17 protein-coding genes and 1 tRNA gene are annotated in these 23,947 nt (G+C 35.5%); 6 read left to right on the top strand and 12 right to left on the bottom strand.

Annotated elements, in window-relative coordinates:
• Nucleotides 1-50: 50 nt before the first annotated feature.
• From HMPREF9699_RS07055 to HMPREF9699_RS07025, 7 genes are all read right to left on the bottom strand, one after another.
• Nucleotides 51-2,504: a DUF5686 family protein gene (locus HMPREF9699_RS07055; protein WP_002663614.1), complete on the bottom strand. Its 2,454-nt coding sequence runs from the start codon at nucleotides 2,502-2,504 to the stop codon at nucleotides 51-53.
• Between the two features lie 97 nt (nucleotides 2,505-2,601).
• Nucleotides 2,602-4,974 (bottom strand): GumC family protein, encoded by a 2,373-nt coding sequence (locus tag HMPREF9699_RS07050; protein ID WP_002663613.1) that lies wholly within the window; start codon nucleotides 4,972-4,974, stop codon nucleotides 2,602-2,604.
• A 19-nt stretch (nucleotides 4,975-4,993) separates the two neighbouring features.
• Nucleotides 4,994-5,794, bottom strand: coding sequence for a polysaccharide biosynthesis/export family protein (locus HMPREF9699_RS07045; RefSeq protein ID WP_002663611.1), 801 nt, complete (start codon nucleotides 5,792-5,794; stop codon nucleotides 4,994-4,996).
• Between the two features lie 84 nt (nucleotides 5,795-5,878).
• Nucleotides 5,879-7,807, bottom strand: a complete 1,929-nt coding sequence (locus tag HMPREF9699_RS07040; RefSeq protein WP_002663608.1) for a polysaccharide biosynthesis protein — start codon at nucleotides 7,805-7,807, stop codon at nucleotides 5,879-5,881.
• A 208-nt stretch (nucleotides 7,808-8,015) separates the two neighbouring features.
• A complete protein-coding gene (pruA, locus tag HMPREF9699_RS07035; protein ID WP_002663605.1) occupies nucleotides 8,016-9,644 on the bottom strand; it encodes an L-glutamate gamma-semialdehyde dehydrogenase in 1,629 nt (542 codons plus the stop codon).
• A 175-nt stretch (nucleotides 9,645-9,819) separates the two neighbouring features.
• Nucleotides 9,820-9,899 (bottom strand) — tRNA-Leu (locus tag HMPREF9699_RS07030).
• Between the two features lie 68 nt (nucleotides 9,900-9,967).
• Nucleotides 9,968-10,732: an MBL fold metallo-hydrolase gene (locus HMPREF9699_RS07025; protein ID WP_002663604.1), complete on the bottom strand. Its 765-nt coding sequence runs from the start codon at nucleotides 10,730-10,732 to the stop codon at nucleotides 9,968-9,970.
• A 48-nt stretch (nucleotides 10,733-10,780) separates the two neighbouring features.
• On the opposite strand from HMPREF9699_RS07025, the gene HMPREF9699_RS07020 reads away from it, so the two are divergent.
• Nucleotides 10,781-12,217, top strand: a complete 1,437-nt coding sequence (locus HMPREF9699_RS07020; protein WP_002663602.1) for a hypothetical protein — start codon at nucleotides 10,781-10,783, stop codon at nucleotides 12,215-12,217.
• 32 nt (nucleotides 12,218-12,249) lie between these two features.
• Here HMPREF9699_RS07020 and HMPREF9699_RS07015 read toward each other — a convergent pair whose 3' ends face one another.
• From HMPREF9699_RS07015 to HMPREF9699_RS06995, 5 genes are all read right to left on the bottom strand, one after another.
• The gene (locus tag HMPREF9699_RS07015; RefSeq protein WP_002663600.1) at nucleotides 12,250-12,975 is read right to left on the bottom strand and encodes a YiiX/YebB-like N1pC/P60 family cysteine hydrolase; all 726 of its coding nucleotides are present in this window, start codon (nucleotides 12,973-12,975) and stop codon (nucleotides 12,250-12,252) included.
• A gap of 5 nt (nucleotides 12,976-12,980) precedes the next feature.
• Entirely contained in the window at nucleotides 12,981-13,397 is a 417-nt protein-coding gene (locus tag HMPREF9699_RS07010) for a DUF4878 domain-containing protein (RefSeq protein ID WP_002663598.1), read from the bottom strand.
• Between the two features lie 143 nt (nucleotides 13,398-13,540).
• On the bottom strand, nucleotides 13,541-14,377 hold the full coding sequence (locus HMPREF9699_RS07005; protein ID WP_002663596.1) for an IS5 family transposase: 837 nt from the start codon (nucleotides 14,375-14,377) through the stop codon (nucleotides 13,541-13,543).
• Between the two features lie 288 nt (nucleotides 14,378-14,665).
• A complete protein-coding gene (locus HMPREF9699_RS07000) occupies nucleotides 14,666-16,321 on the bottom strand; it encodes a ribonucleoside-diphosphate reductase subunit alpha (protein ID WP_002663595.1) in 1,656 nt (551 codons plus the stop codon).
• A 126-nt stretch (nucleotides 16,322-16,447) separates the two neighbouring features.
• On the bottom strand, nucleotides 16,448-17,422 hold the full coding sequence (locus HMPREF9699_RS06995; protein WP_002663594.1) for a ribonucleotide-diphosphate reductase subunit beta: 975 nt from the start codon (nucleotides 17,420-17,422) through the stop codon (nucleotides 16,448-16,450).
• Between the two features lie 322 nt (nucleotides 17,423-17,744).
• On the opposite strand from HMPREF9699_RS06995, the gene HMPREF9699_RS06990 reads away from it, so the two are divergent.
• The 5 genes from HMPREF9699_RS06990 (at nucleotide 17,745) to HMPREF9699_RS06970 (ending at nucleotide 23,791) form a co-directional block, all read left to right on the top strand.
• On the top strand, nucleotides 17,745-18,434 hold the full coding sequence (locus tag HMPREF9699_RS06990) for an ABC transporter ATP-binding protein (protein ID WP_002663593.1): 690 nt from the start codon (nucleotides 17,745-17,747) through the stop codon (nucleotides 18,432-18,434).
• Between the two features lie 70 nt (nucleotides 18,435-18,504).
• Nucleotides 18,505-19,944: a S41 family peptidase gene (locus HMPREF9699_RS06985; RefSeq protein WP_002663592.1), complete on the top strand. Its 1,440-nt coding sequence runs from the start codon at nucleotides 18,505-18,507 to the stop codon at nucleotides 19,942-19,944.
• A 25-nt stretch (nucleotides 19,945-19,969) separates the two neighbouring features.
• A complete protein-coding gene (locus HMPREF9699_RS06980; protein ID WP_002663591.1) occupies nucleotides 19,970-20,569 on the top strand; it encodes a methylated-DNA--[protein]-cysteine S-methyltransferase in 600 nt (199 codons plus the stop codon).
• A 226-nt stretch (nucleotides 20,570-20,795) separates the two neighbouring features.
• Nucleotides 20,796-22,601, top strand: a complete 1,806-nt coding sequence (gene uvrC, locus HMPREF9699_RS06975; RefSeq protein WP_002663589.1) for an excinuclease ABC subunit UvrC — start codon at nucleotides 20,796-20,798, stop codon at nucleotides 22,599-22,601.
• A 62-nt stretch (nucleotides 22,602-22,663) separates the two neighbouring features.
• Entirely contained in the window at nucleotides 22,664-23,791 is a 1,128-nt protein-coding gene (locus HMPREF9699_RS06970; RefSeq protein WP_002663587.1) for an acyl-CoA dehydrogenase family protein, read from the top strand.
• Nucleotides 23,792-23,947 lie beyond the last annotated feature (156 nt).

Raw genomic sequence — 23,947 nt, 5'->3', positions numbered from 1 at the left:
CGTTTTTTAAGATTTAAAATTTGAAAAGCCTACCACTAAAAACTCCTCACCTACAAGCCCAATCCTAAGGTAATTCCTATATTATCCACTGTCTTGGCACTGGTATAATGCCCTACTCTATGATAAAGCCCTATATGGTATATAGTTCCTAAGAAATTATTCCAAGTGATGCCCACCTCCTGATATACATGCTTAGGCGTATCAAAGGATATATTATGCTGGCGTGGATTTTTAAAATTGCCCCAAACGGCATTGTACCCAAGGCTCAATCGGGAGTGTCTTTTGCCCATACTGAAAATAAAAGGTAGCGTGTGCCTATACTGAAAGCCTAAGAATCGATCGGCATAAAAAGTTCCTGAAAACATGGCATAGTGGGAAAGCGAAGTGGCAAAGTTAAGTTTATGCCATAGAGATTCACTGGAAGAAGTGTTCCCCGTAATTTCAAAATTCTTCCAAATCGGTACGCTTCCAGAGGAAATCCCTCCATAGAGATAAGCTCTACTGGTTCCCCATCGGGTTCTTACGCTGTGAATGGCGAGAAAATCTGCCTTGGCATAGTTCATATTTCCCCCTAGGGCATTAATGCCTTTTTCTATATTGATAAAAAAATGAGGGTATCCCGTATGGTAAGTATACTTTCCTTGCGGTGTCATCATGTTTTTATCTTTAGGAGAATATTTTATGGTAAGTGCCAGCTGCGTATCATGATAATCATTGGTAGTATTCCCATTGAACTGATAATCCCCTACAGGATTCTGCTTTTGATAATGTGCAGAAAATCTTGCGGTAAGCGTATTGGTAATGTCATAGAGGTAAGATGCTCCCACGCCTTGGTATCGGAGGTAATGAGGATGATAAAGACTACCCCCTGCCCCTTCTATAAAAGCGATGCTCTGTGGCCACAGGTTTCTATTAAACCTACCGAAGACTTTCATATCATTGACATATTCCAGCCTAAAAACAGAAGTCTTAATAGATGAAAGCCGAGTGTCTAAACCCACTCCGTATTTCAGTTTTCCATCACCGAAACCATATCCTAAATAGAGGTCTGGTGAATAGATTGGGCTGAATTTTTCATTGGCTTTTAGCCCAATACCCAATCTGAATTTTTCAATCGGGTTGTATGAAAAAATTCGATTAGGCAGAATATTTACCTTCCCTACGCGGATTTGTCCACGGAGGAGTGAAGTCAATGCTTTTACTTTTCTTTCGATATCATATTTCTGCACTAAGCTGTCTATACCTTGGTAGGTTTTGGCTTCTCTTTCGGTAAGAGGGGCTGTTCTGTATTTTTCCAATTGGTTGCCCTCTGCATTTTGTATGGAATAAGTATAGCCCTGAAACTCTTCGGCTTTCTGCTCTGGGTTAATCTCTACATCAAAAAATCTGTGCGTTACGAAAGCATAATTACCAAATTTTTTCTTGGTAGATTTAGATTTTTGAGTTGCATCATCAGGTTCTTTTTTTCCTGTTTCAAACTCCTGATGCCCTATTCTAAACCGAATATCCTCAGTATCTAAAAACCATTTTCCTGCCATAGGTTTCCATACAGAAGTTACCGTGCCTTGGTTCCTTTTGGTACTATGAGAAGTAATTTTTTTTATGGCAAAAGTTTCGGTATCAATGAAAACACTCCCAGCGAATTTATTGCTCTTCTGCTTTTGTTTACTGGAAAGTTCTCGGAAGTTAATAACGAAGGTTCTCCTACCTTCTACCATAATGGTATCTGAAAGAAAAAAACGATACAGATGCCTATTATCTGGATTTACCTGTCTTGGAATACGGTCTAAATTAGAAATGCCCAATGCCATGAATTCATAGATAGGATCTTTGAACCCCGACATTCTATTGTCCAGAACCACTATTTTCTCTCCGTGCCGTTTAGAAAATTTATATTCCTCGGCTTTTTCCCAAAGGAAAAAATTAGACTCCTTAGCTATATTAAAAAAGCTTTCTGTCATGAGAGAATCTTTCTTATCTTTTTCCGTTTGTTTCTTTGGGGTATGCCCTATTTGTGCCAAAGAATCTGCCCTACGGCTGACAAATGCTCTATACGAAGCAAGGCTATCTTGATCTACATCTATGGATATTTTAGAGTATTTTTTAAAACGATACCCGTCTAAAGATTTAGGGCTATTTTCTTTATACTTTTTTACTACTTTATCCAGAATGCGTAGTGCTTTTGGGTCAGACGCATTACGAATGGCTATTGCCTGTATTTTCTTTGATTTTTCAGAGGATTCTTGGAGTGCGATGGTCATATTTTTCTCTACACTGACGGTTTTTTCATCATAATCATCTCTCTGCACATCAATGGTTTTACATTTCGTCTTGTACGCTAAAGTCCCTTTGGCATTGGTTTTTCCTACCAGCTCATCATTACAATACACATTTACCTTAGAAAGTGGTTTTTTCGTTTTAGCATCTACCACCTGAAGGGTATTTTGACCCAAAAACTTCGTTCCAAAACCTATAATAATGAATAATAAAAGATAGTTTTTCATAGTAATACAATAATTTGTTTGTGAATGATTATGCCGTTTAAACAAAAAACTTGATACCGTGAAAAACAAAGTATCAAGTTCATCATTATGAATTCATTTAAAATTTAGATTTCAGTTTTTGTATAAAACTTTTTTCTTCCGTGGCGTGGTAGCCATAGCCGTACTTATTTCCATAGCCATAATTACTTTTAGAAACATCATTCAGCACGAAACCTACATTTTTAATTTTTCCAGCAGCAATGTTTTTATTGGCAAATTCTATGAGTTGTTTCTCTGTATATTGTGAACGAGTTACATAGAGGGTAGCATCTGCCAAATCTGAAATCAGCATGGTATCTGTTACTAATAATAGCGGTGCAGTATCCACTATGATATAATCATATTCCTCTTTTAATTGTTCTAATAACACTTGGTACCTACCATTGGTAAGCAACTCCGTAGGATTAGGAGGGATGCTACCAGAATAAATTACATCCAAATGTGGATTAAATGAAGAAACATGAATAATACTCTCCAGCGGAGTGGTTTCATCATACAAGAATTCTGAAAGTCCTGCCAAGCCTTTTCGGCTGTCATTGTACCTTTGGAGCTGTGGATTTCTAATATCCGAACCGATGATGATGGTTTTCTTCCCAGGGGCAGCCAAAATCAAAGCAAGATTTACCGAAACAAATGTTTTCCCCTCTCCCTTAATGGTAGAAGTAACAAAAATAACTTTTCCTTTTTCTTTTTTCGGCAACAGGAAATTCATATTGGTAGTAAGAATACGGAATGCCTCTGCCATAGGAGACAAGTCATTCATTCCTATCAATTCATTTTGTCCCTTTGCTACCGAAGGCAGTTCAGAAATCACTGGTGTAGAAGATAGCTTCTCTATATCATGCTTAGTAGTTACTTTGGTATCTAATAATTCTTTGATATAGATATAAGCAAAAGGTAGAACAAGTCCTAACACCATCGCCCCAATAAGGATAATAGGGATTTTAGGAGATACAGGCTTATCCATGGCATACGCTTCATCTATAACTTTGGCTTTTTGGGTAGTAATAGCCAAAGAAATTGCTGTTTCTTCTCTTTTCTTTAGGAGGAGGAGATAGAGTTGCTCTTTGATAGCCTGTTGCCTTTCTATTCCTCTGAACATTTTTTCTATAGAAGGAAGCCTAGAATTTTTACCGATGGCTTTGTTTTGTTCCGTTTGGAGTTCATTGCTGGAAATCTGAAGCCCCGTACGAGTTTTCTGTAAGCTATGAATTACGGAGGTTTTTAAATTATTGAGTTGTTTAGAAATATTTTCTACTGCAGGATGCTCAGGCGTGGCAGTTGCCAAGAGTCTATTTCTCTCCAGTACCAATTCATTATAGGAATTAATTCCTGCAGAGGCCGCAGGGCTATTGAGCCCCAATGCAGAAGGAAGCACCTGATATGCTCCTTGCTTATTAAGGTATCCGATGAGTGCATCAGTAAGCTGAAGCTGTGCATCTATTTCTAATTGTTTTGCTCTAGCTTCTGCAGTGGTTTCTAAATTAATTTTTGCTTCGGTACCGATATCGGTAAGGTTATTTTGTGTTTTAAAATTTTGTTTTTGACTTTCAATGCTTTCTAATTCATCAGAGATTACTTTTATTCTGTTTTCTATGAACTTCATGGTCTCATTAGACTGGAAGTTTTTGTCATTAATCGCATCTTGATTATACGCATATACCAATCCATTGATAATGTCTTTCGCTTTATCAGCATTGGTATGATTGTATGAAAGTGCAACAACAGTAACATCTTTATTCACGAGCTGTACATTGAGTGGCTCTTGTAGTGCTGTGATTCTAGATGCTTTAGATTTAAAATTGAGCTTTATCCTACCGAGTTCTTTTGCTTTTACTGCATCAAATTGGTCATTTTTCGTGATGATAATATTAGCATACGGAAGCCCAATGGTTTTACCAAACTGTGCTTTAACATCAGCGTTAAGCTCTTCTGAAGCAAGGGTGATTTCATTTCCTTTCCAGCTAACAAAAACAGGTTTTTTAGGAAATTTTTTATTCTTTTTTTCAGAAATGACATGAACAATAATCGGTGCCGTATCTCCATAGAGTTCCCTTTCTCCTAATTGTTCTTCGGAAAAAATAGCCGTTTGTAAATTTTTAGCATCTACCACATGATGCATTAATTTTTTAGACTTAAAAATCTCCAGTTCATTATCAATACTATTGGAGGTCATACCGCTTATTCCTGAAATTTCCTTGAGAATATCCATATCCCCACCACCTTTTTTAGAATCTTTAATTAGAACGGTGGATTTTACTTGATATACAGGAGCAGAAATTTTAATATAGGCAATCGCCAAAGCGGTCATTGTAATAACTGAGAGAACAAACCAATGCCATCTTCTAAGATAAGGTTTGATGACTTCTTGAATATTAATTTCCTTTCCCCTTTTAGATTCGTTGATTCTTTCTTCTTTATTATTATCCATAGTGTTTATATCCAAAAAATTATCTTACTATTAATGTGAGGAGTCCTAATATAACAGATGCTACTGATATGTAAATTCCTGTTTGTGGTCCATACGCTGCAGACTGTTTTTTAGTTTCATTGGGCGTTACATAAATCACATCATTCTGCTTAATATGATAGTAAGGAGAATTAATAAAGTTAGCATCTTTAAGATTAATATAAGTTTGGGTTCTCACACCATCTTGCTCTCTGATGATTAATACATTATCTCTTCTTCCATATAGATTCAGATCTCCTGCCATGGCTAATGCACTGAGAAGCGTAGCTCTACCATCAGGGACAATATAGTCTCCAGGTCTATTTACTTCTCCTAAAACTGAAATTTTAAAATTTCCATATCTTACGCTCACGGTAGGATTATAAATGTATTTTTTAATTTTTTGGGTAAGTTCTACTTTGAGTTCTTCTAGAGTTTTTCCTTGGGTTTCCACTTTACCTATAATCGGAAAATCAATATACCCTTCGGGATATACGGTATAAGATACCCCCGAGAGAGAGGTTTGATTTCCTGTCGGCATATTGGTACTGGATTGGGAGTAAGCTACTCTGGAACTATTTCCATCAGTGCTAACACTTTGATTAAACGGTGCTGCCACCATCATATCTTTTGCAGCTACATAAATGAGGAGCTGATCATTAGGCTGAATAGTAGATTGTACATTTTTAGTATATGCTTCCTGAGCTATTTGCTCTATATTTTGCATATACGCTATGTCTTTCTGTGCTTTACATGAAAGCAATAAAGCTGCTAATACGAATAATATGATTTTTATCTTCATACTTTTACTATATTTCAATCTGAATCCGCAAATATACGGTTTTCACTAAACTCATCTACCACACAGAATATTGATAAAAAGAAATTATTTATCCAATTGCTCATATACTGAGTTATTGCTTTTATATTCCTTTACTATTTCTTTGAGTGTTTTTACTATTTCCAATGGGCTGCAAGATTGAGTTTGTTCATATATTTTTTCTGTCAATGAATTAATCTGTTCAAAAGCCATGGGTTCATCTTTAGAAATCATGATTTTTTCATGATGTGTAGGAAGTGTTTTCGTATTATCACTTAATAGTTCTTCATATAGCTTCTCGCCTGGTCTCAATCCTGTGAAAACAATTTTTATATCTACATCGGGTTCAAATCCAGATAATTTAATCATTTTTTTTGCCAAATGAAGAATCTTTACAGGTTCTCCCATGTCAAATACAAAAATTTCGCCCCCTTTCCCCATGGTTCCTGCCTGAAGAACCAGTTCACATGCTTCTGGTATAGTCATAAAATAACGAACAATATCAGGATGAGTGATGGTTACAGGACCTCCTTTTGCTATTTGTTTTTTGAAATAAGGAATTACAGAACCATTAGAGCCGAGTACATTTCCAAAACGAGTAGTAATAAATTTCGTGGTATGCCCTTTTTCAGTTTGTAAAGCCTGAACGAATAACTCTGCTGTTCTCTTAGAAGCCCCCATCACATTGGTAGGGTTCACCGCTTTATCTGTAGAAACCATCACGAATCTATTCACGCCATATTTACTGGAAAGCAAAGCGATATTTTTAGTTCCTTGAATGTTTACTCTAGCTGCTTCGTGTGGGTTTTGCTCAATCAAAGGCACATGCTTATACGCTGCCGCATGGTACACCATAGAAAATTGATACTTTTGGAACAACTGCTCCATTCTATCTTTTTGAGTAATATCTGCTAAAACAAATTTAAAACGAATGTTTGGAAAACAATGACGCATCTCCAGTTCTACATCATAAAGAGGTGTTTCTGCTTGATCTAAAACCACTATCAGAGAAGGGTTAAACTGTGCAATTTGCTTTACCAATTCACTTCCAATAGAACCTGCTCCTCCCGTTACCAAAATATTCTTTTGGAAATGTCTTTTAGTGACCTCTTGATTTTCAATAACAATTGGCTTTCTATTAAGTAAGTCCTCTATTTGAAGATTATAAATATTAATTTGATGTTCATCTCCTCTTACTTTTTGCACGGTAGGAGCTTTAAACACTTGAAGATTTTTAGATAAAAACATATTTACCCAATCGGTCATCTCTTCTTTAGTAAGCTGATTTCTATTAATTAATACACCATCTATATCTTCTGTTTTCTCATCATATTCTTCTATTTTTTTTCTGCTCAATATCGGTTTGCCCAAAAGTTTTGCCATAGATGAATCTTTTCTTTCTGTCAAAAAGCCCACCACCGAATAAGGCAACTGAGGATTATCTAAAATAGCTCTGGCTATGGAAATAGATTGTTCATCAATTCCCAGAATTAATATTCTTTTTTTCAGTGTGCTTCTTCTAAATTCCCTTGCAAAATGAAAAATTTCCTTTACTATTAACCGAAATAAAAACAAGCCTACTACTGAGATGGTAAAATAAATCGTTAAAAAAGAAAAGTTTAAGCAACTATACCCTGCCGCTAAACGAAATACAGAGTTAAGTATTCCTAAAACAATAAATGTACAGATACTAGAAAAGAAAATCTTAAGTAAATCTACGAAAGTAGAGTGTCTAATGATTCCCGCATAAGTTTTAAATAAAAACATAAAAGCACCATTCACCAGAGTAACAAACACAAATGTATTCCATGTAGAAATTTGGTTGGCTTTCCATATATTAAGTCTCATGAGAATATAGTAGGATAAAATCATAGAAACCCACAAAATTACGATATCTATAAACAGTACCAGCCATCTAGGAAGATATCTCATCTCACTGAAATTAACAATGTTATTACCGCTGTATATCTTATCTGTAAACCTCCTAAACCACATGACATTTTACAATTAAATTGTTAAAAACTATCTATTCACTTTATTTTTATAATCTTTTTTAATTTAATATTCCATCAATAATATATTTATCGATAGGAATACAAATATACTAAAAACCTTTCTTAATTTGCTAAAATATTTTACACTCAATATAAAAAAGCTATCCAAAAATGGATAGCTCTCTGAATACGAATCTTTTCTATTTTTTTTATTCACCTAAAAAAGGATATTTATAATCTGTAGGAGGATTAAATGTTTCCTTAATAGAGCGAACAGAAACCCAACGAAGAAGATTCATTTTAGAACCTGCCTTATCATTAGTTCCTGAAGCTCTCGCTCCACCAAATGGCTGCTGACCTACCACTGCACCCGTAGGTTTATCATTAATATAGAAGTTTCCTGCAGCATTTTCAAGTGCCTTGGTAGCCTCATCTATTGCATATCTACACTGTGAGAAAATAGCCCCTGTAAGTGCATACGGCGAAGTCTCATCTACCAATTTTAATGTTTCTGCCCATTTTTCATCCTCATATACATATATTGTCAAAATAGGTCCAAAAATCTCTTCTGTCATTGAAGGATATTTCGGATTGGTAGTTAAAATCACCGTAGGTTCTACAAACCACCCCTTAGTGCCTTCACATTTTCCACCGAAAATAATTTCTGCATCCGAAGCACTTTGAGCATTTTTAATGTATTTTTCACACTTTTCGAAAGAACCTTTATGAATCACTGCATTCACAAAATTAGACGGGTCTTCAGGTGAACCTACTTTAATGCTGGCAAGCTGCGTTCCCATAATCTCCTTCACTTCATTCCAAAGTGATTTCGGAATATAAGCACGAGAAGCTGCAGAACATTTTTGTCCTTGGTATTCAAAAGCACCACGCACCAATGCCGTAGCTACCTGAACTGCATGGGCAGATGGATGTACCATCACAAAATCTTTACCACCTGTTTCTCCTACTATTCTAGGGTAAGTTTTGTACTTATGAATATTATCCCCTATCATCTTCCACATTCCTTGGAAAACGGATGTAGAACCTGTAAAATGCAATCCTGAAAAATCAGGGTGAGAAAGTACTTTTTCTGCGGTCTTAGCCCCATCTGTAAACACCATATTAATTACCCCATCTGGTAATCCTGCTTCTTTAAAGATTTCCATCAATACATGGGCAGAATAAATCTGAGAGTTAGAAGGTTTCCAAACCACTACATTCCCCATCATTGCCATACAAGTAGGCAAATTCGCTGAAATAGCTGTAAAGTTAAACGGCGTTACCGCAAAACAAAATCCTTCCAAAGGTCTATACTCCGCTCTGTTCCACATTCCCTCTGCAGAAATGGGTTGTTCAGCATACATTTCCGTCATAAACTCTACATTAAATCGTAGGAAATCTATAAGTTCACATGCTGCATCTATTTCCGTTTGATGAACATTTTTCCCTTGACCAATCATGGTAGCCGCATTCAATTTATCTCTGTACGGTCCAGCAATAAGGTCTGCCATTTTTAAGAAAATAGCCGCTCTTTGTTCCCATCCGAGAGCATTCCATTTTTCTTTTGCCGCCAATGAAGCCTCAATAGCCGCATCTACATGAGTCATGTCTCCTGCGTGGTAAAAACCTAAATCATGCTGATGATCTTGCGGAGATTCTACTCTTACTGTATTTCCTGTGGTAACCGCCTTCCCTCCGATGACCATTGGGATTTCCACCTTTTCATTCCACATTTTTTTATACATGGCGAGGAGAGATTTCACCTCTGAAGAACCTGGAGCATAAGAACGAACTTCCTCATTCACTGCCACTGGAACTTGGGAAAATGCTTTTGACATAATTGTATTTTTTTAATATTTTTTACTCTACAAAAGTAAGGCTTAATTTTCTTCTTTTCAAATTTTCTGAAAAGAAATAACTATAGTATGTTATCCTAAAACAATAAACTACTCTATTTAACTCAAAACCTATAAACAAAAAAAGAGACTACCTCGAAAGATAACCTCTTTTTTGTACCCAGGGCCGGGATCGAACCGGCACTCCTAAGAACTGGTGTTTGAGACCAGCGCGTCTACCAATTCCGCCACCTGGGCATTACTGAATTGCGATTGCAAATGTAGTGTGTTTAATTTTCATATGCAACTTTTTCACATAAAAAAAATTAAAAATCTATCATCAACCCGTCATACGCCATTTCTACTCCTAATGGAAGTTTTTCATTTTCAACACTATGAAGCCCAAACTCATGACTAATATGAGTGAGAAACATTTTTTTAGGCCGAAGTTCTTGGTACAATGCCAGTACTTGAGGTAAAATAAAGTGAGAAATATGAGACTTTTCTTTTCTCAAGCAATTGATAATCAAAACATCTAAGTCTTTAAGTTTTTCCTTCTCTTCATCTGAGATATCACTTGCATCGGTAATATATGCCAAATTTTTTATTCTAAATCCTAATACTGGCAACTGAAAATGAAGCACTTCTATAGGAATAATATTTTCTCCAAATAATGAAAACGCTCCATGAATGGGTATTAAATCAAAGGAAGGTGCTCCAGGGTATTTTTTATCTGCAAAAGCATAGGGAAACCGCTTTTTTACTTCATCCAATACTCTTGGGTAGGCATACACCTGCGTAGCCTTCCCTTCTCTAAAAATCACCGGTCTAAGGTCATCCATACCGATGACATGATCATTATGCTCATGGGTTAAAAAAACTGCTTCCACTCTCTTTTCTCCTTGGCGAAGCATCTGTTGTCTAAAATCGGGGCCACAGTCTATTAAAATTTTTTCTCCATTGTCCGTAGTAATCATCACCGAAGTCCTCAATCTTTTATCTCTGATATCCAAAGAAGTACACACATCACAAGCACATCCTATCACTGGCACTCCCTGAGATGTTCCCGTTCCTAAAAAAGTTAACTGCATTTATTTTTCGGATTTTTTTTATTTTTGTAAAACTACAAAAAATATTTAATGCCAACGATGACACCGAAACTTACCCCAAAACAAAAAGCTTTAGCCATTAATCTAGAACCTAGCATCTACGGAACATTTGCAGAAATAGGTGCAGGACAAGAAACGGTAAGACATTTTTTCAGAGCAGGAGGGGCTTCCCAAACCATAGCAAAAGCCATGTCTGCGTATGATAAAGATTTTTCTGATGCCATCTACGGTAAAGAAACCAAAAACAGGTATGTTACTCAAAATCGTCTAAGGAAAATGCTTCGTTATGAAGTAGAACTCATCGAAGAACGACTGACAAGAGAGAACACCCCAAAAAGAAAATTTTTCTCCTACGCCAATACCGTAACCACCATTAATTTTACTAAAACTTCTAAAGGACACGGATGGGCGGGTGTGCGTTTTCAGAGAGAACATGATGAGGGCTATAGCGAAATCATCCTTCACATTAAATTTAAGGAAAACAATGCTACCCTACAGCAAGAAACCTTAGGTAAATTAGGAGTAAATCTCATCTATGGTGCTTTCTTTTATAACGATAACCCTAGAAGACTGATAGAATCTCTGTATGATGATATTGCTTTGGATGAACTAGAGATTGACATGATTGATTTTCGTGGCCCCGCTTTCGCTTATGTAGATAACCGACTGATGAGCCTTCAGCTGGTAAAAAATGGCATGACCGATGCTGTAATTTTTAATCCTGAAGGCGTTAATATGCTCCCTGCAGACCTCCTTTACAAGAAAAACATCTTTGCCGTAAGAGGAAGTTTCAGACCTGTAACCCGAGTAAATGTGGATATGTTTGAAAAGGGGCTGGAAGCATTTTATGAAGACATGGCATGTAATGAAGAAAACACAGAAGTTCTTTTTGAAATTACCATTTCTAACCTAAAAAGTCAGGGAGAAATAGACGAAAGAGACTTCCTAAATCGTGTAGATATTTTGGCAAAATTAGGCTATACCGTCATCATCTCTAATTATTCTGAGTATTACCGATTGATAGATTATTTCGCTTCTTTCACTACACAAAATATAGGCATTGCTATGGGGGTAAATAATCTTCTGATGGTATTTGATGAGCATTATTATAAAAACCTTTCGGGGGGAATACTAGAGGCATTTGGTAAATTTTTTAGGAATGATGTTACGGTGTACCTCTACCCTTACCTTGATCAAGAAAATAATTGCTTACTAGATTCTAACAACCTCCGTGTAAACGATAATCTGAAAGAATTATACAAATTCTTTAAACATAACCAGAGAATTAAAGATATCAAAACTTACACAAAAGAATATCTGGACATCCATTCCAGAAAAGTACTAAAAATGATTCAGGATGGTGAAGCAGGATGGGAAAAAGTTTTGCCACCAGGTGTAGCCAAAACCATTAAGGAGAGAGGAATGTTCGGATATAAAGAAGATGTAACGCTCAGAAACTTTTATTAACTCAAAAGATATATTATCTATTTTTAGAAGATTTAATTTTCTATTTTAGCCGATGGAGTTTGGGCATAAGTATTAATAATCATATCAAAATAATGAGGATGATACATTCCTTTCATGGAGTAGAATAGCTCTTTTCTCATTTCCATATCCTTTGGTAATGGCACTTTTTTCATTTTGTGAATCAAAATATGCCAAATGAGCTCAGTACAATATAAAGACTTGTCATCATGTATAATACCTTTGGTGTCAAAGGGTGTTTTTTTCGCTACATACTCCTGAGCAAAACATACCAACTGCTCTTGCTCTGTTTTTTGAATACCTTTTAAGCGAACCACCATTATTTTATTCGGTACAGAATAGTACAAAAAATCTTCCAATGACTGTTCCTGAACGCCTTCTATTTCTGAAACTTTTGAAGATAACGAATGAATGACCCACCACTGATTTTCCTTTTGATAAAGAATTCCCGCATGAGTTACATCATAATGACTATCATTAAAATGTGTAGCTATCATATCACTAAAAAAGCCATAGCCTCTCCTCAAGATAATATCCCCCTCCTGTAGCCTTCCCATTTCTTCCGTGGATAACCGAGCTAAAGATTTATCTTCTCTCACTTTATGATTTTCCACTTTTTTATGGGTATAAAAGAAAAACTCAATGCTTAAAAATAGAAATAAAAAAACACCTCCGAAAACCATTATCCATAAAATGGGTTTCGGAAGTGCCTTTAATGTACCGATAAGTCTTCTTAACATAAGTATTATTCTGTGGCTGAAGATTCTTCATCTTTCATAGAAGGAACATCTTCTTTTTTCTCATCCTCCTTATTCATATATACTTTCCACTTACCATTTACTTTCTTAAGATTTATACTCTCTTCTTTATCATTCTCTCCTTTGAAATATACCTTTGCTTTATTTCCTTTTTCCTCTACACGAATCACTTCCACATTTTTATTATTCTTTTGAATTGTTTTTTCCTTAATACTGTTTCCTACTAAGGTATTCACCGCACCTAATAAATCTGCCGTAGGTCCATCACAATACTTTTTCGCCTCCTCTATCTCTCCCCTATTGAGATGCTCAAAAAATTTAGTAGCAACATCTTTAGGAGTATTTGCTACACTACAGCCAATTAAAAATAATACCATACAACCAATAGATAAAAACGCTCTCATATTTCTTTAATTTTATAACGACAAATGTAATCATAAAACTCTAAATAAAAAATATGAAAAAATAAAATGGTGCGTAAATGATACTTTTTTTGGAAAATTAAGAAATTTTTCCAATTTTTCTGATAATAAACACAATGTTGAACTCATCTCGACTTTCTCTTTTGTTTAAATTTTCTGAGTCCTAAGACGACAAAGGCAAGGTAATTAAAACCTATCCAACTACTTACGGTAGTATCAAAACGATTTAAAACTGAACGAAAACTATCCATCCAAGCGTTGCTTCTTTCAATGGTGTAACGCTCTCTGTAGAGTTTTTTATCGAAATAATGTTCCGTTTCAGAGGGGGATTTTTGGTTTCTTTTGTTTTCACAAATATTGGCTATGATACCTTCTGAGGCGGTTATTTTCCGAAGATTTTCACTGTCAAAACCTGCATCAAAATTCACAAATAAACCTTCTGTGGAGATTTTAGCCTTTTTCAAAACGGATGTAATTTCTTGAAAATGAGTCTCTATATTATACAAGTCGTGATGCTGGCCAGATATAGGCTGAGACATTGCTAACATCAAACCTTGCCTGTCGGACAGGTACAAACTATTGGTTGTTTTTGCTTTTTTACGAGCTTGATATCCTACTTGTTCGCCTCCTTTTTTTGCGGGTGTTTGGCTACCGTCAAAATCGCAACTTGAACAATCTATTTTCGATTTGTTTTTCTTCAAAATTTCTACCCAACAAGTCTGCCAAGCACCTTCTTCACACCATTTCCGGTAATGTCCAAACACGGTTTTATAGCTCGGAACTACCTCTGAAAATAATTGTTCCATTGGTAAAAGTGCCCATTGAATACCTGTTTTCAATTTGTATAAAATACAGTTAATTATCTCACTAATAGGTGATTTTGGTTTAAACCCTCTTTTTCTTTTAGGTAAATGTGGGATAATTTCTCCTACTATCGTATCTTTGTCCAGTACTACAAACAAGGTCTTAGGTTTTTATGTTTCACACCACAAAAATCATAATTCCTTGTTTGTTTTCAAAAAGTCAAGATAGACTCGATGTAATAACTGTTTTTCTTTCAGAATTTTGTGTTTCAAAGCACTTTTTGCTAAAACATCCAAAACGATGAAGTTTATAGATTTTTTACAAAAAATCACTATATTGAATTTCCTTTACTGACGATGATTATCCAAATAGACTCATAATAAAAACGCACAAATAATAAAATAGGCCACCTTTTTTAGGTAGCCTATTGTTTTTTAGTAGTGTTACTAAGCCTCACAACTGGTGCAATTTACAAAGTTCACCATTAGTTCTTTAGAAACCGATGAACTTCTCTGGTAGTACAGTGTTTTCACTCCCTTTTTCCATGCTTCTATCAATAAATAATTCACATCTTTCACTGGCATGGTAGAAGGTATTTGTAAATTCAACGATTGAGCTTGGTCTATATACTGCTGTCTCTGGGCAGCCTGAGAAATGATTTCCATAGGTGAAATCTCCTTGAAAGTTTTAAATACAGCTTTTTCGTGGTCCGTAAGTCCTTCCAAATGCTGCACTGAGCCGTGATTCAGCATAATTGTTCTCCAAGTTTCTTCGGTATCCAATCCTTTTTGTTCCAATAGCTTGGCCAAGTATTTATTTTTACGCATAAAATTTCCTTTGGCTAGTCCCGCTTTGTAATAATTAGAAGCAAAAGGCTCTATTCCTGGAGAAGTTTGTCCTAAAATTGCGGAGCTAGAAGTAGTAGGAGCTATAGCCATGGTGGTAGTATTTCTCAGTCCATAGCCTTTCAGCATTTCTGGTTCTCCGTAGATACTTGCCAATTCTTTGGATGCTGCTTCGGCTTGTTCTTTAATTTGCCTAAATGCTTTCGCATTAAATTGGGTAGCCTCAAAGCTCTCAAAAGGAATCATATTTTTCTGTAAATAAGAGTGATACCCTAAAACACCTAAACCTAATGCTCTATGGCGAATAGCAAAATTTCTTGCCGATTGTAGATAATAATTGCCTTCCGTTTTCTCAATGAACTCAGATAAAACAGCATCTAAGAAATACACCGCCAATTTCACTGCATTGGTATCTTTCCATTCATCGTAAAGTTCTAAATTCATGGAAGATAAACAGCAAATAAAAGACTCTTCTTGGGTGGATGGAAGCATGATTTCAGAACAAAGGTTACTCGCATTAATCATGAGCCCTTTGTCTTTATACACTTGAGGTTTATTCCTATTGACATTATCGGTAAAGAAAATATACGGAAGTCCTTTCTGCTGGCGACTTTCTAGTACCCTTGCCCAGATTTTTCTTTTTTCCAGATCCCCATCTATCATGTCTTGCATCCAATAGTCTGGTACACAAACTCCGATGAAAAGATTCTGAATAGGTGAACCTATATCTTTAATGGATAAAAACTCTTCGATATCCCCATGGTCAATATCCAGATAAGCGGCAAAAGCTCCACGGCGAACCCCTCCCTGTGATACTACATCCATTGCAGTATCAAATAATTTCATGAAAGAAACAGCTCCCGAAGATTTGCCATTATCGGTAACAGCAGTCCCTCTATGTCTCAGCTCCCCAAAATAGCCCGAAGTGCCCCCTCCTATTTTCGTCTGCATAATCACTTCTCCCATTTTATGCGTAATACCCTCTATACTATCTGGGATATGTACATTAAAACAAGAAATAGGTAAGCCCCTTTGTGTTCCCATATTTGCCCAAACAGGAGATGAAAAGCTAATCCACCCTTTCACAATCATTTCTTTGAAAGCAGACTGAAGTTCTGGTTTATAAAGGCGTTTAGCAGCAGCCATCGTTATTCTATCGATAGCTCCTTCCACGGTTTCACCTTTTAATAAATACCCTCTATTGAGCATTTGTTCAGACTCTTCATTGAGCCACCATATGTGCGTTTGTTCTTCCATCGTACAAATAAAAATATGTGATTACTCAGATTATTTATGAAAACAACCTAAAAATTATCTTTTAAAAAAATAGGCGAATAAAAATTCGCCCCTTAATTTATAGAATTGCCCCTCTGGGGTAAGAAGCTAAAATAAATCGTTTGCTGTAATGGATTTATCATGTTTGGTATAGTCCACTGGTCTTTTGGCGAAAAAGTCATCTAGTGAATTGGCGAAAACTTCCTCCTCAAACCAAACCATAGGTTTATATTCTTCTTCTGATACATTATAGCGAGTAGGCATACTTATCTTTTTAAGAGAATCATCTACTCTGTATCTCATAAAATGGAGTAGATTTTCCTTTGAAACATGATCAATTTCGCCCAGTTCAAAAATCCAATCTAATATTTCGCTCTCTACCTTTAAAGACTCGTCTATAAGCTGGTAAATTTCTTCGATGTCTTGGTCTGTAAGTAGATCAGGTTGCTCTTCACGGATTTTATTGATGAGATAGATTCCTGCATTGGCATGAATTTGTTCATCTACAGAGGTCCAAGCGATGATATTGCTCACATTTTTCATATAGCCTTTAAATCGGGTAAACGATAGAATAATGGCAAACTGAGAAAAAAGAGAGACATTTTCTATGAGAATGGAGAATAGTAATAGTGATGATACATATTCTTTTGGCGTAGTAGAATTGGCATTTTTCAATACATTACTAAGAAAATCTATTCTTTTCTTTACTGCAGGTATTTCCACCACGCTGAGGAACTCATCATTGTAACCGAGCACTTCCAATAATCTAGAATAGGCTTCTGAGTGTCTAAACTCACATTCTGCAAATGTAGCTCCCAGCCCGTTGAGTTCTGGCTTTGGAAGATGCTGATAGAGATTTCCCCAAAAAGTTTTTACGGAAACTTCTATTTGAGCAATTGCCAAAAGTGCATGTTTTACTGCATTTTTTTCATGGGGTTCTAGCTGAGAGTGAAAATCTTGGATATCCGCAGTAAAATCTACTTCAGAGTGTACCCAAAAAGATTTATTAATTGCCTCTATAAATTGTAATACCTCTGGATATTCAAAAGGTTTATAGCTTATGCGTTTATCAAAAATTCCCATTTTGCTTTGTTTTTTTATGTTGTTAAAAAAATGATACTAAGCCCTCCTTGTGTAAAAAAATATATGAAAAAGTAGGCTGTTTTTTGTTCATTTTTAGCTTTACAAAATTAGAAAATCCTTTATTAAAAAAAAATATTTCTTCCTTTCAGTTATCCACATTTGTTTTTCACAAATATGGCTTATTTTGAGAAATTGTATTAAATAGCATATTTTAATTATCATAAAATCAATGTATAAAGTTTAAACAATATTTGGTTTACTTTTATTCCTCTCAGTGTAACAAATTGCTTATCTTTACTACCAATTACTAAAAATCAGGTAGATGCTGAAAATAGAAAATCTTCATAAATCATACGATACGGGTAAGAATAAGCTTCATGTTCTTAAAGGAATTAATTTGGAAATAGGACAAGGGGAATTTGTCTCCATCATGGGGAGTTCGGGTTCGGGAAAATCTACCTTGCTGAACATCATCGGAATTTTAGATGAAAAGGACAGTGGTATCTATGAGCTGGACGGTATTCCCATAGAGCATCTCAACGAGACAAAAGCAGCCGAATATAGAAGCAGGTTTTTAGGTTTTGTTTTTCAGTCGTTTAATTTAATAGGCTATAAAACCGCTCTAGAGAATGTAGCTCTTCCCCTTTATTACCAGAATGTTTCTAGAAAGGAGAGGAACCGAAAAGCTATGGCGTATTTAGAAAAAGTAGGCTTGGCACCGTGGGCGAATCATTACCCTAATGAGCTTTCAGGAGGACAAAAACAAAGGGTGGCCATTGCTCGTGCATTAATTACCGAACCCAAAATAATTCTGGCAGATGAACCTACGGGTGCTCTGGATAGTAAAACCACACATGATATTATGAAATTGCTTCAGGAAATTAATAACGAGGGAAAAACTATTATTATCGTAACCCATGAACCCGATGTAGCGGCACAAACCAAACGCAATGTAGTACTTAAAGACGGTGTTATAGAAACGGATATGAAAATAGTGCAAGAAATATTATAAACTACAATCTCTCATCATCATAAAATAATACTAACGAAAGCTATATAAACTGATTAATTTCATACAAAACATGAAATATAAAATATCTTTATTATTAATATTATTTTCTGTATTCGTTTATTCAAAAAATGTATGCGATTGTAAGAAAATCATTCATTTCGTAAGTAAACAGGTGGAGGAAAACTCTGCATCATATCATCATCAGGTAATTTCACAAAAGAAGAAATCTGATTATCGAAAACATAAAAAGCATATTGAAAATATAGCAAAAACTGCTTTTACTAATAGACAATGCCTGGGGGTATTACAATATTACTTTTCGTTTTTGAAGGATAATCATCAAGGGATATTTGTTACCAATGATTACTATCCATTTACTACTTTTTCTGATACCGTTTCAGTAAAAAAATTCATTAAAGAAAATGTGGAAAATATTTCATTAAAAAATAATGAAAATAAAGGTATGGAGGGGATATGGCATCATGAATCTGGTATTTTTAATATTCAGATTCAGAAAACGAATCAGAAAGAAAGACCTTTCGTAGGTGTTTTAACTCAAGATGTCAGAATAAATAATCAGTTTTTAGGGTTTAAAGGAGATGTGAAAATTGATATTTATAGGAATTACAAAGGGAATTTACAAGCAATTTTTTGGGACTTTGGACAAAAACCTATGGCATATGAATTGGCATTTTCAGACCAAAAATTAAAAATTGGGAATGTTACTTTTTATCGCAACTCTGTGAGCAAGGAAAAAAAGAAAAAATTCCAATTGCCCTCAAAAACCTATTTTAAAGAACTTAATAAGAATACAAATTACTTTAGAATTCATTCATTTGATTACGCTAATAAGAAAAATATAGATTCTATTTTTTCGGCAAATAAAGAGAAATTAACAAAACCTAACTTAATTATTGATGTAAGAGGAAATGAAGGTGGTAGCGACTGGAGTTATCAGCTTTTATTACCTTATATTATGGATAAAAAGGAATATGAAAAGCCTATCATAGCTGCTTCTATTTTTCTTAGTAAAGACAATTTTAAGAGTTTTTATAACGACAGGTATAAATATGGAGTTGATAGCCGAAAAGATAGCCTAAATGCGGACAAAAAAATGGAGGCACTTAGAAAATATATTGGTAGATTTGAACCTGTGAAAAATACTTCGAAGAAAACTATTGTATCTTCTATCTATGATTTTCCTCAAAATGTATATATTATTCAAAATAAACAGTGTGCAAGTTCTACAGAAGGCTTCATATTAAATGCTAAACAAAGTAAGAAGGTGAAAACTTTTGGACAAAACACCATGGGAGCTCTGACTTATGGAGATTGGCGTGAAATACAAATTATAGATTTTCCCGCTCGGATTGGACTTACCCAGAAACGCATGATTTTTAGTAATGATATAAATTTAGAAATGATAGGAATAACGCCTGATGTTTTATTAAATCCTGAAAATGAAGAGCAATGGGTAGATATTGTGCTTCAAAAAAGTATATCTCAATAGATTTATTCAATATTTATAAAAAACAATGTCATCTCGTATTGAATTTGATAAAGGAAACGATATATGCCATGATGCCTTGGTATATATCCAAAGAATGACTACTGATGAATACCAAAATAAGGATGGAAAACTTACCATTGCCTACCATTATGCAGATAGCCTTTTTGGGAAAATATTGGTGGCTTCTACACATAAAGGAGTATGCTATCTAGGTTTCGAAGATGGAGAAAATAAAGCATTTAAGGACTTACTAGCTCGATTTCCCAAAGCAAAATTCACTGAACAAAGTACAATTTTCCAGCAACAAGCATTAGCGGTTTTTCAAAATATCGGTAAAGAGGTTCAGAAAGTAAAGCTCCATCTCTGGGGAACAGATTTCCAATTTAAAGTATGGAAAAGTCTGCTGAAAATCCCTTTCGGTAAGCGGTCTTCTTATGGGGAAATAGCTCATGAAGTGGGAAGTTCTAAGGCTTATAGAGCGGTGGGAACGGCTGTAGGTAAAAACCCTGTCAGTTTTCTTATCCCTTGTCATAGAGTACTACCCTCTTCTGGAGCCATAGGAGGATATATGTGGGGAAGCACTCGAAAAGCCATGATGATAGCTTGGGAAGCAGCAAGGTCTTAAGGCTATTAGCAGGAGGCTATACGCTAAAAATCTTTGTACTCTTTATTTTACACATTATACAATCTGGCAGTAAACTATACACCAAAAGTCTTTATACTTTATACCTTGTACATTGTACAACCTCTATAATAAATATGACCTCCGAGGTCATCTGCAGGGTGAAAAGCAGAAAAAATAATATTTTTGCACCAGTTTTGTTGAACTCCCGTTAAAAACAGCTTACCCAATGTCTCCACAATTAGAAATTCAGCTCAAAACCCTCCCCTCAGAACCTGGTGTGTATCGGTATTATGATAAAAATAACCAATTGCTCTATGTAGGGAAAGCCATTAACCTGAAAAAAAGAGTACTCTCTTACTTTAATAAAAACCAAAATAGCTATAAAACAAAAATTATGGTGGCGAAGATACATCACCTAGAAACCACCGTAGTTCCCAGTGAGTATGATGCACTGCTGCTAGAAAATAATCTCATCAAAGAGCATCAGCCTTTCTATAATATTATGATGAAAGATGATAAGTCTTTCCCTTGGATTTGTATCAAAAATGAAGCCTTCCCACGCATCTTCCTCACCCGAAAAAAAATAAAAGACGGCTCCGAATACTTTGGACCTTATGCCAAAATAAAACCCGCCAAAGTACTTTTAGAAACCATTAAAAACCTTTATAAAATAAGAAGCTGTAGTCTAGACTTGTCTGATGAGAAAATTGAAAGAAATAAATACAAAATCTGTTTAGAATACCATATTAAAAATTGTGATGGTCCTTGTGAACAACTAGAAAGTAAAGCACAATACAATAAAAAAATAGATGCCATCAGGGCAATGATTAAGGGAGATTTTGGTTTGGCAAAAGAATATCTCATGGAGGAGATGATGACCTATGCACAGAATTTGGAGTTTGAAAAAGCCCAGATGGTGAAGGAGAAACTAGAATCATTAGATGATTATCAGTCCAAGTATACCGTAGTAAACGCATCTATAGATGCCGTAGATGTTTTCGGGATGACCAGTGATGAAGCCGCAGGATATGTGAATTATTTTAAGATAAGAAATGGAAATATCATCCAAAGCTACACCACGGAGCTGAAGAAAAAATTAGAAGAATCGGATGAGCAAATATTAGAAAGAAGCATCATAGAAATTCGTCAAAAATTTAATTCCGATTCATCAGAGATTCTCATCCCTTTTCATTTGGGTATAGAAATTCCTGATGTGAAACTCATCGTTCCCAAAATAGGAGACAAAAAAAGACTGGTAGAGCTCTCTGAAAAAAATGCTAAAGAATACCGAGTAGAAAAACTCAAGCAAGTGCAGATAGTAGATCCTGAAAGGCATACCAATAGAATTATGGCAGAGATGCAAAAACTTCTCAGAATGCCTGTGGAGCCAAGGTATATAGAGGGATTTGATAACTCTAATATCCAAGGAACCCATCCCGTTTCTGCCTGTGTGGTTTTTAAAAATGGAAAACCTTCTAAGGCAGATTATAGAATCTTCCACCCCAAAACGGTAGAAGGTCCCAATGATTTTGCCACTATGGAAGAGGTGATATACAGAAGATACAAAAGACTTTTAGAAGATGATGCAGAACTCCCTCAGCTCATCCTTATTGATGGTGGTAAAGGACAGCTTTCCTCTGCGATAAAAAGCCTAAAAAGATTAGGATTGTATGGAAAAATTACCATTATTGGTATTGCTAAAAGGTTAGAAGAAATCTTCTTCCCAGAAGACCCTATTCCGCTGTATTTAGATAAAAAATCAGAAACGCTAAAAATTCTCCAAAGGGTAAGAGATGAGGCCCACAGGTTTGGGGTAAAACATCATAGAACGAGAAGGAAAAATAGCACCCTAGGCACAGAGCTCCATCACATTCCAGGTATAGGAGAAAAAACCTCAGAGGCTCTCCTAAAACAGCTGAAATCTGTAAAAAGAGTGAAAGAAAGTTCTAAAGAAATTTTAGAAGAAATCGTAGGAAAGAAAAAAGCAGAAATTATTTTTAGCTATTTCCATGATGCACCTGCCCAGAATTAGTTTTTCCCTCCTGCTATTGGTAATATTCAAATATTTTCATTACCTTTGGAAAAAACTTAAAAATGAGTAATGAAATAAAAATGTTTGCAGAAACAGCAAGAGAGTTTGCTGAGAAAAATATCCGTCCACATATTATGGAATGGGATGAAAGCCAAACTTTTCCAGTAGAGCTTTTTCATCAGTTAGGAGAAATGGGGTTCATGGGAATCGTGGTACCAGAGCAATATGGTGGCTCAGGATTGGGGTATCATGAGTATGTGGCCATCTTGGATGAAATTTCTCAGGTAGATCCTTCCATTGGGCTTTCTGTAGCTGCACATAATTCACTTTGTACCAATCATATCTATGAATTCGGGAACGAAGAACAACGAATGAAGTGGTTACCCCAATTGGCTACTGGGAAGGTAATTGGAGCTTGGGGGCTTACAGAGCACAATACAGGTTCGGATTCTGGAGGTATGTCCACCACTGCTGTGAAAGATGGTGATGAGTGGGTGATTAATGGTGCTAAAAACTTCATTACACACGCTATTTCTGGAGACATTGCCGTAGTGATGACCAGAACAGGTGAAAAAGGAGCAAAGAACAATTCTACTGCTTTTGTTTTAGAAAAAGGAATGCCTGGATTTACTTCTGGTAAGAAAGAAAACAAACTGGGCATGAGGGCTTCTGAAACGGCAGAGCTTATTTTCGATAATGTAAGAGTGCCAGATAGCCATAGACTGGGAGAAGTGGGAGAAGGATTTAAACAAGCCATGAAAATTTTAGATGGAGGAAGAATTTCTATCGCTGCACTTTCATTGGGTATCGCAAAAGGAGCATACAAAGCGGCCTTAAAATACGCTAAGGAAAGAAACCAGTTTGGGCAACCAATTGCTAACTTCCAAGCTATCAACTTTATGCTAGCAGATATGGCAACGGAAATAGATGCTGCCGAACTTCTCATCAATAAAGCTGCTACACTGAAAAATGCAAAACAAAAAATGACTAAAGAGGGAGCTATGGCAAAACTTTATGCTTCCGAAGCATGTGTGAGAATAGCTAATAATGCAGTACAAATCTTTGGAGGATATGGATATACGAAAGATTTCCCTGCGGAGAAATATTATAGAGATTCTAAGCTTTGTACTATTGGAGAAGGAACTTCTGAAATCCAAAAATTAGTGATTGGGAGAGCTATTACTCAATAAATTATATTTAATATTAAATGATTACCCTTTTAGAGCAATAAATTCTGAAAGGGTTTTTAATTAAAAAAAACACCGAAACTCATTAGAATTTCGGCGTTTCCCATAAAAAAATAAAACAAAAATAGAATTTCTTATATTGAATAATTTTTGAATTTA

Origin of the sequence: Bergeyella zoohelcum ATCC 43767 (genome assembly GCF_000301075.1) — a bacterium.
GTDB classification, from domain to species: domain Bacteria; phylum Bacteroidota; class Bacteroidia; order Flavobacteriales; family Weeksellaceae; genus Bergeyella; species Bergeyella zoohelcum.
Note: the sequence above shows the minus strand (reverse complement) of the source record. Positions and strands in the feature narration are given on the sequence as shown.

Coding starts and splice junctions, on each gene's coding strand:
- HMPREF9699_RS07055 (WP_002663614.1), bottom strand. CDS start 2,504: ATGAAAAACTATCTTTTATTATTCATTATTATAGGTTTTGGAACGAAG.
- HMPREF9699_RS07050 (WP_002663613.1), bottom strand. CDS start 4,974: ATGGATAATAATAAAGAAGAAAGAATCAACGAATCTAAAAGGGGAAAG.
- HMPREF9699_RS07045 (WP_002663611.1), bottom strand. CDS start 5,794: ATGAAGATAAAAATCATATTATTCGTATTAGCAGCTTTATTGCTTTCA.
- HMPREF9699_RS07040 (WP_002663608.1), bottom strand. CDS start 7,807: ATGTGGTTTAGGAGGTTTACAGATAAGATATACAGCGGTAATAACATT.
- pruA (WP_002663605.1), bottom strand. CDS start 9,644: ATGTCAAAAGCATTTTCCCAAGTTCCAGTGGCAGTGAATGAGGAAGTT.
- HMPREF9699_RS07025 (WP_002663604.1), bottom strand. CDS start 10,732: ATGCAGTTAACTTTTTTAGGAACGGGAACATCTCAGGGAGTGCCAGTG.
- HMPREF9699_RS07020 (WP_002663602.1), top strand. CDS start 10,781: ATGCCAACGATGACACCGAAACTTACCCCAAAACAAAAAGCTTTAGCC.
- HMPREF9699_RS07015 (WP_002663600.1), bottom strand. CDS start 12,975: ATGTTAAGAAGACTTATCGGTACATTAAAGGCACTTCCGAAACCCATT.
- HMPREF9699_RS07010 (WP_002663598.1), bottom strand. CDS start 13,397: ATGAGAGCGTTTTTATCTATTGGTTGTATGGTATTATTTTTAATTGGC.
- HMPREF9699_RS07000 (WP_002663595.1), bottom strand. CDS start 16,321: ATGGAAGAACAAACGCACATATGGTGGCTCAATGAAGAGTCTGAACAA.
- HMPREF9699_RS06995 (WP_002663594.1), bottom strand. CDS start 17,422: ATGGGAATTTTTGATAAACGCATAAGCTATAAACCTTTTGAATATCCA.
- HMPREF9699_RS06990 (WP_002663593.1), top strand. CDS start 17,745: ATGCTGAAAATAGAAAATCTTCATAAATCATACGATACGGGTAAGAAT.
- HMPREF9699_RS06985 (WP_002663592.1), top strand. CDS start 18,505: ATGAAATATAAAATATCTTTATTATTAATATTATTTTCTGTATTCGTT.
- HMPREF9699_RS06980 (WP_002663591.1), top strand. CDS start 19,970: ATGTCATCTCGTATTGAATTTGATAAAGGAAACGATATATGCCATGAT.
- uvrC (WP_002663589.1), top strand. CDS start 20,796: ATGTCTCCACAATTAGAAATTCAGCTCAAAACCCTCCCCTCAGAACCT.
- HMPREF9699_RS06970 (WP_002663587.1), top strand. CDS start 22,664: ATGAGTAATGAAATAAAAATGTTTGCAGAAACAGCAAGAGAGTTTGCT.